We start from the raw sequence: 14,830 nt of genomic DNA, 5'->3' as shown, positions 1-14,830 counted from the left end.
GGGGGCGCGCGGGGGGGGGGGGGGGGGGGGGGGGGGGGGGGGGGGGGGGGGGGGGGGGGGGCGGGGGCGGGGGGGGGGGGGGCGCGCCCCCCCCCCCCCCCCCCCCCCCCCCCCCCCCCGCCTCGGCGGCGGCCGGGTGGGCCCGGTCCGCGCCCCTGCGCGCGGTGGCGATCGTCCTGGCGCTGTTGATCGGTGCGGGCACCGTCGTGCAGGTCTACCGGATCGGCGACTCCGGCGCACGTGCCGCCTGGCACGACGGCTACTCCGCCACCGCCCGCCCGGGCCCGCGCCGATAGGGGCGGGCGGCGACCGGAAGCCGGTCGCCCCGGCTCGCGTTCCCCCCTCCGGCCGGTGGCGGCGGTGAGGGGGGTACGTCCGTTGTCCACGGTGGTCCCGGCCGGGGGCGGCGGTGCTCGCGTTCAGTGCCGCGCGCTGTCGTGCAGGTGGCGGACGTGGGCGTCGGGGCCGGGGAAGAAGACGGTGGTGCGGCCGGTGTCGGACCAGCGCACGTCGTAGGGGGGCGTGCCGTCCTCGTGGTGGAGGGCGACGACTTCCCCGTCCCTTCCGGGCCTGCCGACGACGGGGCCGCCCACGAGGATCTGGTCGCCGATCTCCGCGTGCATGCCGGAGTGGTCCGCGGCGGGCTGCAGGGTCATGATCGTGCCTTTCTGTGGAACGCGCCCCGCAGGAGCCGGGCGCAGACGAACGCCGCCAGGCCGGCGGCCGAGGCGAGCCACGCGCCGGACCGGCCCACGGGCTCGGTGTCCAGCAGCGACCGCAGGGCGGGGGCGTACAGGGCGGCGGCGCCGAGGAGCGCGGATCCGGCCACGGAGGCGGGCAGGAAGAGGTTCGCCCTCGTCAGCAGGCGGTCCCGCAGGCCGAGGGCCACCCCCAGCTGGGCTGCGAGCAGGGCGAGGAAGAGCACGCTCTGCCAGGGCAGGCCGACGGCGCGCGCCGCGGTGCCGGCGAGGAAGGACACGGCCGTGACGGCCGCGGCCAGGGCCAGGAGGCGCTGCCAGACACCGGCGGCCAGGATGTGCTGGTCAGGGGGGCGGGGCGGACGGCGCATGGCGGCGGGGGCGGCCGGTTCGGCGCCCATGGCCACGCCCGTCAGCCCGTGCGTGAGGAGGTTGATCCACAGGATCTGGCCTGCGCGCAGCGGCAGGGGCAGGGCGAGCAGGGGGCCGGTCAGCATCACCAGGATCTCGGCGGTGCCTCCGGCCAGGGCGTAGACGAGGAAGCGGCGGATGTTGCCGTAGACGCGCCGGCCTTCCTCGACCGCTGTGACGACGGTCGAGAGTTCGTCGTCGGTGAGGACGAGGTCGGCCGCCTGCCGGGCCACTTCGGTGCCGCGGGCACCCATGGCGACGCCGATGTCCGCCTGCCGCAGGGCGGGGCCGTCGTTGACCCCGTCGCCGGTCATGGCGGTGACGGCGCCGCGGGCCCGCCAGGCGCGGACGATGTCCAGCTTCTGCTGCGGGTCCGTGCGGGCGAAGACGCGGGCGGCGGTCAGGCCGACGGCCGGGGTCGTGGCCAGGTCGGGGCCGGTGAGGACCTTGCCGTCGGGGCCGTCGTCGATGACTCCGGTGCGTACGGCGATGGCGCGGGCGGTCGCCGGGTGGTCGCCGGTGATCATCACCGGGGTGATCCCCGCCGCGCGGCAGGCCGCGAGGGTGGCGGTGGCCGAAGGCTTCGGGGGGTCGCTGATCGCGACCAGGCCGAGCAGGCGCAGGCCCCGTTCCGCCTCGGTGGCGGGCAGGGGCTGCCACAGCCTCTCGGCGCCGGCCACGGCCAGGACGCGGAAGCCCTGGAGTGCCAGGGTCCGCGCGCGGGAGCGGGCGTGGTCCAGCAGGTCGGGTCCGGCGTCGAGGACCAGGGGGTCCAGCACGGTCTCCGGGGCCCCTTTGAGGCAGACCAGCACGTTGCCGTCGGGGAGGTGGTGCAGGGTGGTCATCCTCTTGCGCAGGGGGTCGAAGGGAGCCTCGGCGAACCGCGGGCAGAGCCGGTCCAGCTCGGGCCGGGAAGGGCACCGGGCCTTGGCCGCGGCCGCCAGCAGGGCCGCTTCCATGGGGTCGCCGACGGGCGTCCAGTCACCGGTCCGGTCCGCGGGGGGTCGCAGGCTCGCGTCGTTGCACAGGGCGGCGGCCATGAGCAGTTCGCGTACCGGGCGGGCTTCCTGGGGGGTCGGCTGCCGTCCGTCGCGGAGCAGGCGGCCGTGGGGCTCGTACCCGGTGCCGGAGAGGTCGGCGCCGCCCTCGGGCGTCCACACGTGCTGGACGACCATGCGGCCCTCGGTGAGGGTGCCGGTCTTGTCGGTGGCCAGGACACCGACCGAGCCGAGCGTCTCGACGGCGGGCAGGCGGCGGACGAGGGCGCCCCGGGCCGCCATCCGGCGGGCCCCCAGGGCCAGGGCCAGGGTGACCACGGCGGGCAGGGACTCGGGGACGGCGGCGACGGCGAGGCTGATGGCGGTGACGGCCAACGTCCCCGCGGCCAGGCCGCGCAGCAGGCCCAGGGCGAAGAAGAGGACGCACAGGGCGAGCGTGGCGGCGGCCAGGACGCGGCCGAGGGCGGCGAGCCTGCGCTGGAGCGGTGTCGGTTCGCGGTCGCCGTCGAGCAGCGCGGCGATCCGGCCGAAGCTGCTGTCCGGGCCGGTGGCCGTGGCCGTGGCCACCCCCCGGCCGCGTACGACGACGGTGCCGGCGCGCACCGGCTCCCCCACCGCCCTGGCGACGGGTTCGGACTCGCCGGTGAGCATCGCTTCGTCGACGAGCAGGGCCGACGCCTCGGAGAGTGCGGCGTCCGCGGCGACGATGTCCCCCTCGCCCAGCAGCAGGGTGTCGCCGGGCACCACGAGGGCCGTGGGGACTTCGCGGGGGGCGCCGTCGCGCAGGACCCGGGCGTGCGGGGCCGACAGGGCGGAGAGTGCGGCGACGGCGCGGTCGGCCCGTACCTCCTGGGCGACGCCGACGGTGGTGTTGACGACGACCACCAGGGCGATGACCACGGCGTCGGGGTGGTCCCCGATGGCGATGGTCAGCAGGGCGGCGCCGAGCAGCACCAGGATGAGCGGGTCGCGCAGCTGTGCCAGGATCCGGCGGTGGAGGGGTGTGGGCGGGGGCGGGGGCACCTCGTTGCGCCCGTACCGGGCGAGCCGGCGCTCGGCATCGGCCTGTGTCAGCCCGGCCGCTCGCCCGGCGGGAGGGGCCGGTGCGTCGGTCGCCCGGCTGCTCATCGCCGGCTCAGCCGGTGGGGACGGTCAGCACCGGGCAGTGGGCGCGGTGCAGCAGGCCGTGGGTGACGGAGCCCAGCCGCATGCCGGTGTAGCCGCCCCGGCCGCGGCGTCCGACGACCAGGGCGAGGGCGTGTTCGGCGACCCGGGCGAGTTCCTCGACGGGGTGGCCGGTGAGGACCTCGTGGGTGACGTGGACGTCCGGGTACTTGTCCGCCAGGCCGGCCGTGGCTTCGCTGAGCAGGAACCGCTGGGCCTTCAGCGCGACCTCCTCGTCGTTGAGCAGGAACAGCGGCGGCTGCCACACGCACACGACCCGCAGGGCGGCACCGCGCCGGTCGGCCTCGTCGAAGGCGAAGGCCAGGGCGTCGGTGGTGGCCGCGCTGCCGTCGATGCCGACGACGAGGTAGGCCGGCTGCTGGGTGACGTGCTCGGCGTCGCCCACCACGGCGACCGGGCAGGCGGCCTGCGCGGTCACGGGGATGACGGTCGAGCCCGCGCTGAGGAACTCCGCCGCTCGGCCCAGGTGCCGGGAGCCCAGGACCAGGAGACGGGCGTGCCGTGCCTGTGCCACCAGGACGTGGGCGGGGACGCCGCCGAGGAGGTCGGTGTGGACGGTGACCTCCGGGTGGCGTTCGCCGACCCAGGCGGCGGCCTGGTCCAGCCGGTCGGCGCCGCTGCGGCGCTGGGCGGACTCCTGCGGCGTGCCGTCGACGCGCCGGGTGTCGTGCTCCGCGGGGACGGCCAGCACCAGGCGGAGCGGCAGGCGGCGCCGGTGGGCCTCGTCGGCCGCCCAGGCGGTGGCGAGGTGCCAGTCCCGGACCGGGTCGACGCCGAGGACGATGTCGTGGGACTGCTCCCATGAGGCGGTCATGACGTGCTCCCGAAGTGGCTGCCGAGCCGGGGGACGAGCAGGACCGGGCAGTGGGCGTGGTGCACCAGGCTGTGCGCGGCGCGCCCGAGGCTGCGCCGGAGCCCGAGGGGGGTGGGGGCGCGGCGGCCGCCCATGACGAGCAGGTCGGCGTGGCGGGAGGCCTCGACGAGGACGCCGGCCACGGAGACGCTCTTCTCCGCCTCGCTCTCGACGGCCAGGTCGGGGAACTCTTCGCGGATGACGTCCGTGACGGCGAGCAGGGTCTCCTCGTGCCGGCCGGCGATCTCGTCCATGCCGTCGGACATGGGGACCACGATCCCGACGGACTGGAAGACGTTCCACACGTGCAGCAGCCTGAGCGACGCCTTGCGCAGCTCGGCCTCCCGGGCGGCGTACTGCGCGCACATCAGGTCGTGTTCGTCGCGGACGGCGACCACGACGCTGCCGCGTTCCTCCGCCCTCTCGACGCCGCGGACCACGATGACCGGGGTCCGGGCCGTCGCCGCCGTGTCCAGGCCGACGGAGCCGAGCAGGAGGGAGTCGAAGCCGCCCAGGCCGCGGTTGCCCACGACGACCGTGCCGTGCAGGCCGCCGGCCCGGTGCAGGCTGGTGACGGCGTCGCTGCGGCTGAACTCGGTGGTCACGGTCAGCCCGGGATACTCGGCGGCCACGGCCTTGGCCGTGTCGTCCAGGAGGGCCCGTCCGGCGGCACGGACCTTCTCGATGGTCTCCCCCGACACGTAGAGGGCCCGGCCGTCGGTGTCGCCGCCGTGGACGATGTGCAGGGGGCGGCCGCGGCGCACGGCCTCGCCGGCGGCCCACAGGGCGGCGTCGCGCGCCTGCGCCGAGCCGTCCACGCCGACGACGACGGAGCTGGTGTCCGGCGTGCGGATGGTCCTTTCCACGGTTCCTCCCTACCGAGAAGGCGACGGGTGTCACCCCTCACGCTGGCACCGGCACCCGGTGAGGAAGAGGGCCGCCCGGGACCCTTCCGGGACCAAAGGTCCCCATCGGCCGGACCCGGCCCGGCGCCGCCTTCCGAACGGGGCCCTTCCGGTCCCCGGACGGGGCCGTTCGGCCCTCGATCCCCCGGCCGCTCCGGCGGATGGTGAGTGGCACGCACACCACATCGGCCACCCGCACGGCGCTGCGGACCAGGAGGGCCCCATGAAAAGCCTCAAGGTGGCGGACCTGATGACCGACGAGGTCGTCTCAGCGGCCCCCGGAACCGCTTTCAAGGACGTCGCGAAGCTGCTCGCCCAGTACGACATCAGCGGTGTCCCCGTCCTGGACGACGAGGACCGCGTGGCGGGTGTCGTCTCGCAGACCGACGTCCTGGCCCATGCCGGGCCCGGTTCCGATGCGCCGCCGGGTGACGGCACACCGGCCCGGCCGACCACCGCGGGGGAGGTCATGTCCGCTCCGGCGGTCACCGTCTCCGCCGACACGACGGCCGCGGACGCGGCCCGGCTGATGACCCGCCGCGGCGTCGAACGGCTGCCCGTGGTGGACGAGGAGGACCGGCTCGTCGGCATCATCACCCGCCGGGACCTGCTCCGCATGTTCCTGCGTCCGGACTCCGAGATCCGCCGGCGCGTCCAGGAGGTCCTCCGGGACGTGGCGGGCGTGCCGGCCGGCGACGTCGAGGTCCACGTGGTCGACGGAATCGTCACCCTGGAGGGCCTCGTGCCGCGCCGGAGCCAGTTGCCCGCGCTCCTCGGCCTGGTCGAACGGCTCGACGGGGTCGTGGCGGTGGCCTCACGCGTCACGGCGCGCACCGAGGACGCGGCTTCCGACCCCGCCGGGCACGTCCGCGACGCGATGCCGTGGTGACGGCCGGCCCCACCTCTGCTCCCCCGCACGGACAGGACAACTCCCATGACCTCGACCCAGGTCGTCGCCGACACCGTCGCCCGGCTCGTCGGCGACGCCGTCACGGCCCCCTCCATGCACAACGCCCAGCCCTGGCGTTTCGTCTTCCGTCCGGACAGCGGCGTCCTCGAACTGCGCGGCGACCCGGAACGGGCCATGGAGCGCACCGACCCCGATCACCGGGCCCTCCATCTCGGCTGCGCCGCGGCCCTGTTCAACCTGCGGGTGTCCGCGGCGTGGCACGGGCTCGGCGCCCGGGTGGGCCTGTTGCCCGACGGCTCCGACCCGTGGCTGCTGGCCGGCGTGGTCTTCGGCACGCCCGCGGGTGAGGACCGTGAACTCGCCGCGCTGCACGGCGCGCTCCGACGCCGGCACACCAGCCGCCACCCCTTCACGGACGAGCCCGTACCGGCCCCCCTGCTGGACGGCCTGTGTGCCGCCGCCCGTCTGGAAGGCTGCCGCCTGACCCTGCCCGACCGCTGGCACACCGAGGCCGTGCTCTCCCTCGTACGGGACGCGGAGCACCACGAGGAGATGGATCCTTCGGCCCGGGCGGAGACGGCGGCCTGGACCACCGGGGGCCGGGGTGCGGCGCCCGCGCCGCGGGACGACGGCATTCCCGCCGCGGCGTTCGGCCCGAGGAGCGCCGGACCGGCATCCGTACGCGACTTCGGCCGGGCCCACCCGGACCCGGACCGCGGATGGGCCGTGTTCGAGGAGCACCCGCAGCTCGCCCTCCTGGGCACCGCGGACGACACCGCGGCCGACTGGCTGCGCGCGGGCCAGGCACTTGAGCGCGTGCTCCTCCAGGCCACCGCCGACGGCCTCGCGACCTCGATGACCTCCCAGCCCCTGGAGTGGCCGGAGCTGCGCTGGGCGGTCCGCGACCCGCTGGTCTCCCTCGGCCACGTCCAGATGGTCCTGCGCCTCGGATACGGGCCGGCCGGGGCCGCCACCCCTCGCCGGCCCGTGACGGAGGTCCTGGAGCTCGGGTGAGAGCCCGGCACCGCACGGCGACCGGGTCAGAAGGGCCAGGACCAGTCGGCGACCTCCGGCAGGTCGGTGCCGTGTGCGCGGATCCAGTCGTGGTGGCGGACGCGCCGGCCGGCCATGTTCCGGCGCAGGTCCCCGGCACGGTCCGCCAGACCGGGAACGCGGTCGATGACGTCCATCACCAGCCGGTAGCGGTCCATGTCGTTGCGGACCACCATGTCGAACGGGGTGGTGGTCGTGCCCGACTCCTTGTATCCGCGTACGTGCAGCTGGGAGTGGCCGCCGCGGCGGTAGGCGAGGCGGTGCACCAGCCACGGATAGCCGTGGTAGGCGAAGATCACCGGCCTGTCGGGGGTGAAGAGGCCGTCGTACTCGGCGTCCGTCATGCCGTGCGGGTGTTCCTCGTGGGGCATGAGGCGGGCGATGTCGACGACGTTGACGACGCGGACCGCCAGCGAGGGGAGGTGTTCGCGGAGCAGGGCGGCGGCGGCCAGCACCTCCATGGTGGGCACGTCGCCGGCGCAGGCGAGGACGACGTCCGGGGCGCGGGAGCCGTCGTCGGTGCCGGCCCATTCCCAGACGCCGGCTCCGCGCGCCACGTGCGCGCGGGCCTCGTCGATCGCCAGCCAGTCGAAGCAGGGCTGCTTGCCCGCGACGATCACGTTGACCCGGTCGCGGCTGCGCAGGGCGTGGTCGGCCACGGCGAGGAGCGTGTTGGCGTCCGGCGGCAGGTAGGCGCGTACGACCTGGGGGCTCTTGTTGAGGACGTGGTCGACGAAACCCGGGTCCTGGTGTGAGAAGCCGTTGTTGTCCTGGCGCCAGACGTGCGAGGTGAGGAGGTAGTTGAGCGAGGCGATCGGTGCCCGCCAGGGCAGTTCGCGCGCGGTCTTCAGCCATTTGACGTGCTGGCCGACCATGGAGTCGACGATGTGCGCGAAGGCCTCGTAGGTGGAGAACAGGCCGTGGCGGCCGGTGAGGAGGTAGCCCTCCAGCCAGCCCTGGCAGACGTGTTCGGAGAGGATCTCCATCACCCTGCCGTCCCGGGACAGGTTACGGTCCGTCGCCTCCGTCAGGCCCTGCCAGGCCTTTCCGGTGGCTCCGTACAGGTCGTCGAGGCGGTTCGAGGCGGTCTCGTCCGGCCCGACGACCCGGAAGTCCCGGCGTCCGGCCGTGTCCCGCATGACCTGGGTGAGGAAGTGTCCGAGGATGCGGGTCGGTTCGTGCAGGGTGCGTCCCGGCTTGTCCACCGGGACGGCGTGCGCGTCGAGCGCGGGCAGCGGCAGCGGCCGCAGCAGCAGCCCGCCGTTCGCGCAGGGCACGGCGCCCAGGCGGCGTGCGCCCTCCGGGACGCAGGCCAGGACCCGCGCCGTCGGACGGCCGTCGGCGTCGAAGAGCTCCTGGGGCCGGTACGAGCGCAGCCACTCCTCCAGCTGCCTCAGGTGGGCGGGGTTCTCGCGCACCCCCGCGAGCGGAACCTGGTGGGAGCGCCACGTACCCTCGACCGGGTCCCCGTCGACGCTCGCGGGTCCCGTCCAGCCCTTCGGCGTGCGCAGCACGATCATCGGCCAGCGCGGGTACTCCCGGCCGGGGTCGCCGCCCGCCGCGCGCGCCTCGGCCTGGATGGCGGCGATGCGCTCCAGGGCCCGGTCCATCGCGCGGGCCAGGGACCGGTGGACGAGGGCCGGGTCGCTTCCGGTCACGTACAGCGGCTCGTGGCCGTAACCGCGCAGCAGGGCGTCGAGCTCGGCCTCGGGGATCCGGGACAGCACCGTCGGGTTGGCGATCTTGTACCCGTTGAGGTGCAGGACGGGCAGGACGGCGCCGTCGTGGACCGGGTCGAGGAACTTGTTCGCGTGCCAGGAGGCCGCCAGTGGGCCGGTCTCGGCCTCTCCGTCTCCGATGACGCAGGCCACCAGCAGGCCGGGGTGGTCGAAGGCGGCGCCGTAGGCGTGGGCGAGGGAGTATCCGAGCTCGCCGCCCTCGTGGATGGAGCCGGGCGTCTCCGGCGCGACGTGGCTGGGCACGCCGCCGGGGAAGGAGAACTGCCGGAACAGCCTGGCCATGCCGTGCGCGTCGCGCGTCACGTCCGGGTAGGTCTCGCTGTACGTCCCCTCCAGCCAGGAGTTGGCCAGGACGGCGGGGCCGCCGTGCCCGGGGCCCCAGACGCACAGGGCCTCCAGCGACCGCTCCCTGATCACCCGGTTGAGGTGGGTGTGGACCAGGTTCAGGCCGGGGGAGGTGCCCCAGTGGCCGAGCAGCCGGGGTTTGATGTGCTCGGGCCGGAGCGGTTCGGTCAGCAGGGGGTTGTCCATGAGGTAGATCTGGCCGACGGCCAGGTAGTTGGCGGCGCGCCAGTGGGCGTCCAGCTCCGAGATCGAATGCGCGGTCAACGCGGTCATGTCCGCTCCTGCGGGTGGGGGTCGGGACGTTCGTCGACTGGGCCGATGCCGACACCCTGGCGCCACCGGCCCGCGGCCGACAGGGGAGGACCGGCCCTCGGGGAGGGACCGTCGGCCCTTACGCGCCCCTGCCCGGCACGGGGAAGGTGAATCCCGGTGGCGCCCGGTCCTCCCCCGGCCGGCGCCACCCGTCCCGTCATCGACCCGGTGCTCGCGCACCAGTACGGAGGACAGACCTGTGGAGCGCACCCTCGTCGTCGGCGTGGACGGTTCCCCCGAGAGCCGGGCGGCGGCCGACTGGGCGGCTCGGGAGGCCGTACGCCGGGACCTGCACGTGCGCGTGGTCCACGCCTGGTCGTGGCAGCCGCTCGCCCTCCCCGTCGACCACGACCGCGAGGCCTGGGCCCGCCGGGCCCGGGAGGTGCTGGACGGGACGCAGGCCGAGCTCGGGCGCCGCCACCCCCGGCTCTCCCTCACCGTGGAGGCGGTGGCGGACGTCCCCGTGCCCGCCCTGCTGCGCGCCGCCAAGGAGGCGGAGATGCTGGTGATCGGAAGCCGCGGACACGGCGTTCTGGCCGGCTTCCTGCTCGGCTCGTACGGGCAACAGCTGATCGCCGCCGCCGAATGCCCCGTCGTCTCCGTCCGCGCCCGGCACGGCACGGCGGTGCCGGGGTCCGACGACGGCGAGGTGGTCGTCGGCCAGCAGGGCGGCGTGGCGGACTCCGCCGGCGTGCTGGGCTTCGCCTTCGAGGCGGCCGCGTCGCGCAGGGCCCCCCTGCGCGCGGTCCGGGCCTGGAGCCCGCCCCCGGTCTACGGCTACAGCCCCGGCTCGATGTGGATCGCGGACCGGTTCGCCGGGCTGGAGCCGTTCGAGAAGGCCGCGCTGGAGCAGGCGCTGGAGCCGTGGCGCACGCGGTACCCCGAGGTGGACGTGGTCGCGCACGTGGAGCTGGGCGGCGCGGGCCACGTGCTGCTCTCCGCCGCGTCGGACGCCGGGCTGCTCGTCGTCGGCCGGCAGATCCGGGAGTCGGCCCCGGGCGCACGTATCGGATCGACGGCCCATGCCGTCCTGCACCACTCGGCCTGCCCCGTCGCGGTCGTGCCGCACCGCTAGGGCCTATTCCGCGGAGGGGACCGGGTGCCGGCCGGGCGGGGTCAGGGCGTGGCTGGCGATCACGGCGGCCTGGACGCGCCCCTCCACCCCGAGCTTGACGAACAGCCGCGAGACGGTGTTCTTGACGGTCTTCTCCGCGAGGTGGAGCCGCTTGCCGATCTCCCTGTTGGTCAGCCCCTCGCTGACCATGAGGAGGATCTCCTTCTCCCGGTCCGTGAAGCCGGGGAGCCCCGGGACCCGCTCCTCCGGCGGCACGTCCCCGCGTACGCGTGCCATGAGCCGGGTGGTGGCCCCGGGGTCGAGCATCGACTGGCCGGAGGCCACCGTCCGGACGGCGGTCACCAGGTCGGTTCCGGTGATCTGCTTCAGGACGTAGCCGGAGGCCCCCGCCATCACGGCGTCCAGGAGAGCGTCCTCGTCATCGAACGACGTGAGCATCAGGCAGGCCAGGCCGGGCATCCGCGAGCGCAGCTCACGGCACACGCTCACCCCGTCGCCGTCCGGGAGCCGCACGTCCAGGATCGCGACCTGCGGGCGCAGCGCCGGAACGCGGGCCAGCGCCTGTGCGGCCGTGCCCGCTTCACCGACCACGGTCAGGCCCGGTTCGGCGTCCAGCAGGTCGTGGACCCCCCTGCGCACGACCTCGTGGTCGTCGAGCAGGAAGACGCGGATCGGCCCCGTCGCCGGGGAGGTGGCACCGCTGCCTGTCATGACGCGACTCCTTCGCCTGGGCTCGTCCCTGGACGCGCGGACACCGGCATCCTGCCCGCCGAACGGGCCGGTCGACAGGGCCGATCGGCCCTCATCCGACGGCGGCTTCCCGCCGGGTGCCGCCGGCCGGCCCTCCCGAGGAGGGACCTTCGGCCCTGTCCGAGGGCCTGACGGACCCTCCCGGGTACGCGCGCCACCGGATGGACTGGTGCCGCACGGGAAGGGCGCGGCTCCACGGAGCCGCACGCAGCGCGGAGGACGCCATGACGACCGCTTTGATCGACCTGAGGACCGTCGCCCGGAACGACTGGGGTCTGCGGCTCGCCCTGGCCGGGGAACTCGACTTCTACACGGCCGGACAGCTGGGGCCGAGGCTGCGCGAACTCGCCTCCTGCGGCTACCGGAACATCGTCCTGGACCTGCGCGGACTCACCTTCTGCGACAGCGCCGGCATAGACCTCCTGACCCGTTTCGACCGCCACTGCCGTACGGCGGGCACCCGGCTCCTCCTGTGCGACGTGCCGCCCCTGGTGGTCAAGTCCCTCCAGGTGCTCTCCGCCGACCGCGACCTGACGTTCACCGCCTCGTGAGCACGGAGCCGTCCCCGTGAGCCGGGATCGCGTGCCGTGCGCCCCGGGGCGGACCGGCCGGACGCCGCCCGCCCGGCACATGCGTGAGCTCGACAGGGCCGAGGCGCTGCGGCTCCTCGCCACCGTGTCGCTGGGGCGCATCGTCTTCACGCAGCACGCCCTGCCCGCCGTCCGGCCGGTCAACCACCTCGTCGACGGCGAGGACGTCGTCATCCGGATCCACGAAGGCGGGGCGCTCGCCTCCCTGGCGGCGCCGGCCGACGGCCCGGGCGTGGTGGTGGCCTACGAGGCCGATGCGATGGACCCCGACACCCACCTCGGATGGAGCGTCGTCGTCACCGGCTACGCCCGGCCGGTGGCCGACGCCGAGGACGTCGACCGGTACGCGGACCTGCTGCGGCCCTGGGTGGAACGGGCGACGACCCGGACCCTGCGCATCCGCCCCGATCTCGTCACGGGATTCCGGCTGGAGGCGGCGGCGCCCCCGCCCGCCCCGGTGATCCGCGGCTGACCCCCTGCCCCCCCGTCCTGTTTCCCTCAGCCGCCGGGGGTGAGCGGCGCCCGCCACACCAGCCGGCTGCCGCCCTCGTCGGGAGTCCCGACGGTGAAGGTCCCGCCCACGGCCCGCGCCCGCTCGTCGAGGTTGCGCAGACCGCTCCGGCGCCCCTGGGCGGGGATGCCCACGCCGTTGTCCGAGACGGTCAGCACGATCTCGCCCTGCCCGGCCTTGAGGGCCACCGCGACGCGGGTGGCCCGCGCGTGGCGGGCCGCGTTGCTGAGGAGCTCGCCCAGGACCGCCACCACGTGGTCGGCGATCTGCGGGGGTACGTCGGTGTCGAGGAGTCCCTCCATGCTCAGGATCGGCGGGTGGCCGAGGGAGGGGGCCGCGTCACCCACGGCACGGGCGGCACGGGCCCGCAGCCCGGGTTCGCCCTCGCGGTCCCGGGTGCGCAGTCCGAAGATCGTCGACCGGATGATCTTGATGGTCTCGTCCAGGTCGTCGACCGCCCGGCCGACGCGCTCGGCAGCCCCCTCGTGCTCCACGAGCCGGGCCGCGCTCTGCAGGGTCATGCCGGTCGCGAAGAGCCGCTGGATGGCCAGATCGTGCAGGTCGCGGGCGATCCGGTCGCGCTCCTCCAGCAGGGCGATCTGCTCGGCGTCCCGACGCCGTTCCGCGAGCTCCAGGGCGATCGCCGCCTGACCCGCGAAGGCGACGAGCGGCTCCAGCTCGCCCTCGCCGAACGCCGGGTCCCCCGCCGCGCGCGCGAGCAGCAGAACCCCCCGGCCCTCCCTCCCCGCGGTGCCGAGCGGGACCGCGACGGCCGGTCCCGCGCCGTCCTCGCGTCCCCGCGTCCCGGGTTCGTCCGCGCAGCGCCCGTCGCCCGAGGCCCGCAACGCGGTCACCGGCTTCCCCGCCCGGTGCGCGGCTCCGGAGAGCGTGCCGTCGAACGCGACCACGAGGCCCTGTTGCGCGTCCGCGCCCTCGCCGACGGCGAACTCCACGAGCAGGCCGTCGACCCCGTCCACCGGCACGGCGATGTGCGCGAGTCGCGCCCCGGTGATCTCCCGGGCACGGCGGGCGATGAGCTCCAGCACCGCCGGGCGCGAACTCCCGGACAGCAGGCTCTCGGTGATCTCCGCGTTGGCCCTGAGCCATCGCTGCTGGCGCTGCGCCCCCTCGTAGAGGCGTGCGTTGTCGATCGCCACGCCGGCCGCCACCGACAGGGTGGAGATCACCGTCTCGTCCTCGGTGTCGAAGTCGACCCCGCCCCGCTTGTCGGTCAGATAGAGGTTCCCGAACACCTCGTCGCGCACCCGGATCGGCACGCCGAGGAACGTACGCATGGGCGGATGGTCGGCGGGGAACCCGTGGGAGCAGGGGTGCGCTCCGAGGTCGGTCAGGCGCAGGGGCTCCGGGTGGTGGATGACCTCGCCGAGCAGTCCGTGACCGGCGGGCAGCGGACCGATCGCGGCGATCTGCGCGTCGGTGAGGCCCACGGTCAGGAACTGTGCGAGCGTGCGCCCGTCGGGGCCGATCACCCCCAGGGCCCCGTACTCGGCGTCCACGAGCAGCGCGGCCGCCTCCACGATCCGGCGGAGCACCTGGGCGAGGTCGAGTTCCCGCCCGACCGACACGACGGCCTCCAGCAGGCTGTGCACCCGGTCGCGGGTACCGCGCACCTCGTCGATGCGCACCTGGAGCTCGTCCAGCAGTTCGTCGAGCCTCATCCTCGGTACCCGGGTCAACGGATCCCCCACACCCACGCGCCACTCCTCCGCCTGCCACCCACTGGCACCACTGGGGCCAGCGTATCGACACGCGGGGGTGTGGATGACCTCCTTGCGATACTGCCGGCGCCCGGGTACGAGTCGCGGCGGGCGGCACTGCCGCGGTCGCCCGGACGGGCGCCGGTCTCAGTCGTCGCCGGCCCCGTGGCCGGGGCGCGGACGCCCGGACCACACGGGTTCGATGGCCGCCCACTCCGTCTCCCACGCCCGTGCGCTGCGTGCGTCGACGATCCGCAGGCGTACGGCGACCAGGGCGCCGGCCGCGAGGACGATCCCGCTCAGCACGCCCGTGCCGTAGCCGATGGCCCGCACGGCGACGTCACCGGTGGCGGGAGGGGCGGGTGCCGCGTCGCCCCGGTCGTCGACCCACACCTGGACGGCGTCGCCCGTGCGCGTGCCGGCCGGGACGGACACGGTCTGCGCGTGGGCCCGGTTCCCGGGGTAGTGCCAGGTGGCGGGCGCCACGGGCAGCGGCGGGCCGGCCGACCGGGGAGCGGCCACGTACGCGGTGCCGGCGGTCGTGGTGGCGGTCACGGTGTGCCGGTGGCCGGCGGTCGCCCCGACGGCCCTGCTGCCGTCGTCCCATACCGACCGGCCCACCAGGACTCCGCAGACCGCGGCCAGCAGGCAGGCCGACGCGAAGGCGGCGTGCAGGCGGGTGCGGGTGCGGTCGGCGTCCCGTCGGACCGGGTTGTCGGCCGCGTGTCTCGTCCAGTGGTACATGGGGTGCCTCCGCCGGTCCGGGGCGCGCGGGCC

13 protein-coding genes and 1 pseudogene are annotated in these 14,830 nt (G+C 75.3%); 6 read left to right on the top strand and 8 right to left on the bottom strand.

Translation table 11 applies throughout. The annotated features are described in order from the left end of the window. The first annotated feature begins 164 nt into the window (after positions 1–164). Positions 165–296, top strand: a complete 132-nt coding sequence (locus tag WDV06_RS22775) for a hypothetical protein (RefSeq protein WP_395511622.1) — start codon at positions 165–167, stop codon at positions 294–296. Positions 297–440: 144 nt separating this feature from the next. Here WDV06_RS22775 and WDV06_RS22770 read toward each other — a convergent pair. The 4 genes and pseudogenes from WDV06_RS22770 to WDV06_RS22755 all read right to left on the bottom strand — a co-directional run. Then, positions 441–623: pseudogene (locus WDV06_RS22770) on the bottom strand (DUF1918 domain-containing protein); the annotation flags it as partial. 29 nt (positions 624–652) lie between these two features. Further along, positions 653–3,235, bottom strand: a complete 2,583-nt coding sequence (locus WDV06_RS22765; protein WP_395511620.1) for a cation-translocating P-type ATPase — start codon at positions 3,233–3,235, stop codon at positions 653–655. A gap of 7 nt (positions 3,236–3,242) precedes the next feature. Further along, the gene (locus WDV06_RS22760; RefSeq protein WP_395511619.1) at positions 3,243–4,106 is read right to left on the bottom strand and encodes a universal stress protein; all 864 of its coding nucleotides are present in this window, start codon (positions 4,104–4,106) and stop codon (positions 3,243–3,245) included. Further along, a complete protein-coding gene (locus WDV06_RS22755) occupies positions 4,103–5,011 on the bottom strand; it encodes a universal stress protein (protein ID WP_395511618.1) in 909 nt (302 codons plus the stop codon). Before WDV06_RS22755 ends, WDV06_RS22760 begins: the two co-directional genes overlap by 4 nt. A 262-nt stretch (positions 5,012–5,273) precedes the next feature. On the opposite strand from WDV06_RS22755, the gene WDV06_RS22750 reads away from it, so the two are divergent. Further along, the gene (locus WDV06_RS22750; RefSeq protein ID WP_395511617.1) at positions 5,274–5,939 is read left to right on the top strand and encodes a CBS domain-containing protein; all 666 of its coding nucleotides are present in this window, start codon (positions 5,274–5,276) and stop codon (positions 5,937–5,939) included. 45 nt (positions 5,940–5,984) lie between these two features. Further along, the gene (locus WDV06_RS22745) at positions 5,985–6,974 is read left to right on the top strand and encodes an Acg family FMN-binding oxidoreductase (RefSeq protein ID WP_395511616.1); all 990 of its coding nucleotides are present in this window, start codon (positions 5,985–5,987) and stop codon (positions 6,972–6,974) included. A gap of 26 nt (positions 6,975–7,000) precedes the next feature. On the opposite strand, the gene WDV06_RS22740 is transcribed toward WDV06_RS22745, so the two are convergent. Beyond that, positions 7,001–9,370, bottom strand: coding sequence for a phosphoketolase family protein (locus tag WDV06_RS22740; RefSeq protein WP_395511615.1), 2,370 nt, complete (start codon positions 9,368–9,370; stop codon positions 7,001–7,003). A 238-nt stretch (positions 9,371–9,608) separates the two neighbouring features. Here WDV06_RS22740 and WDV06_RS22735 point away from each other — a divergent pair, with 238 nt between their 5' ends. Further along, the gene (locus WDV06_RS22735; protein ID WP_395511614.1) at positions 9,609–10,484 is read left to right on the top strand and encodes a universal stress protein; all 876 of its coding nucleotides are present in this window, start codon (positions 9,609–9,611) and stop codon (positions 10,482–10,484) included. 3 nt (positions 10,485–10,487) lie between these two features. On the opposite strand, the gene WDV06_RS22730 is transcribed toward WDV06_RS22735, so the two are convergent. Beyond that, positions 10,488–11,195 (bottom strand): response regulator, encoded by a 708-nt coding sequence (locus WDV06_RS22730; RefSeq protein ID WP_395511613.1) that lies wholly within the window; start codon positions 11,193–11,195, stop codon positions 10,488–10,490. A 263-nt stretch (positions 11,196–11,458) separates the two neighbouring features. Between WDV06_RS22730 and WDV06_RS22725 the strand changes: the two genes are divergently transcribed. Then, entirely contained in the window at positions 11,459–11,785 is a 327-nt protein-coding gene (locus WDV06_RS22725; RefSeq protein WP_395511612.1) for an STAS domain-containing protein, read from the top strand. Positions 11,786–11,864: 79 nt separating this feature from the next. Continuing rightward, on the top strand, positions 11,865–12,296 hold the full coding sequence (locus WDV06_RS22720) for a pyridoxamine 5'-phosphate oxidase family protein (protein ID WP_395511624.1): 432 nt from the start codon (positions 11,865–11,867) through the stop codon (positions 12,294–12,296). Positions 12,297–12,322: 26 nt separating this feature from the next. Here WDV06_RS22720 and WDV06_RS22715 read toward each other — a convergent pair whose 3' ends face one another. Then, positions 12,323–14,014: a sensor histidine kinase gene (locus WDV06_RS22715; protein ID WP_395511611.1), complete on the bottom strand. Its 1,692-nt coding sequence runs from the start codon at positions 14,012–14,014 to the stop codon at positions 12,323–12,325. Positions 14,015–14,200: 186 nt separating this feature from the next. Continuing rightward, positions 14,201–14,797 (bottom strand): Rv1733c family protein, encoded by a 597-nt coding sequence (locus tag WDV06_RS22710; RefSeq protein WP_395511610.1) that lies wholly within the window; start codon positions 14,795–14,797, stop codon positions 14,201–14,203. Positions 14,798–14,830: the final 33 nt, after the last annotated feature.

This window comes from Streptomyces racemochromogenes (genome assembly GCF_044129415.1).
In the GTDB taxonomy this organism is placed as follows: domain Bacteria; phylum Actinomycetota; class Actinomycetes; order Streptomycetales; family Streptomycetaceae; genus Streptomyces; species Streptomyces racemochromogenes_A.
The sequence above is the reverse complement of the archived record's forward strand: the minus strand, read 5'-3'. Positions and strand labels throughout refer to the sequence as shown.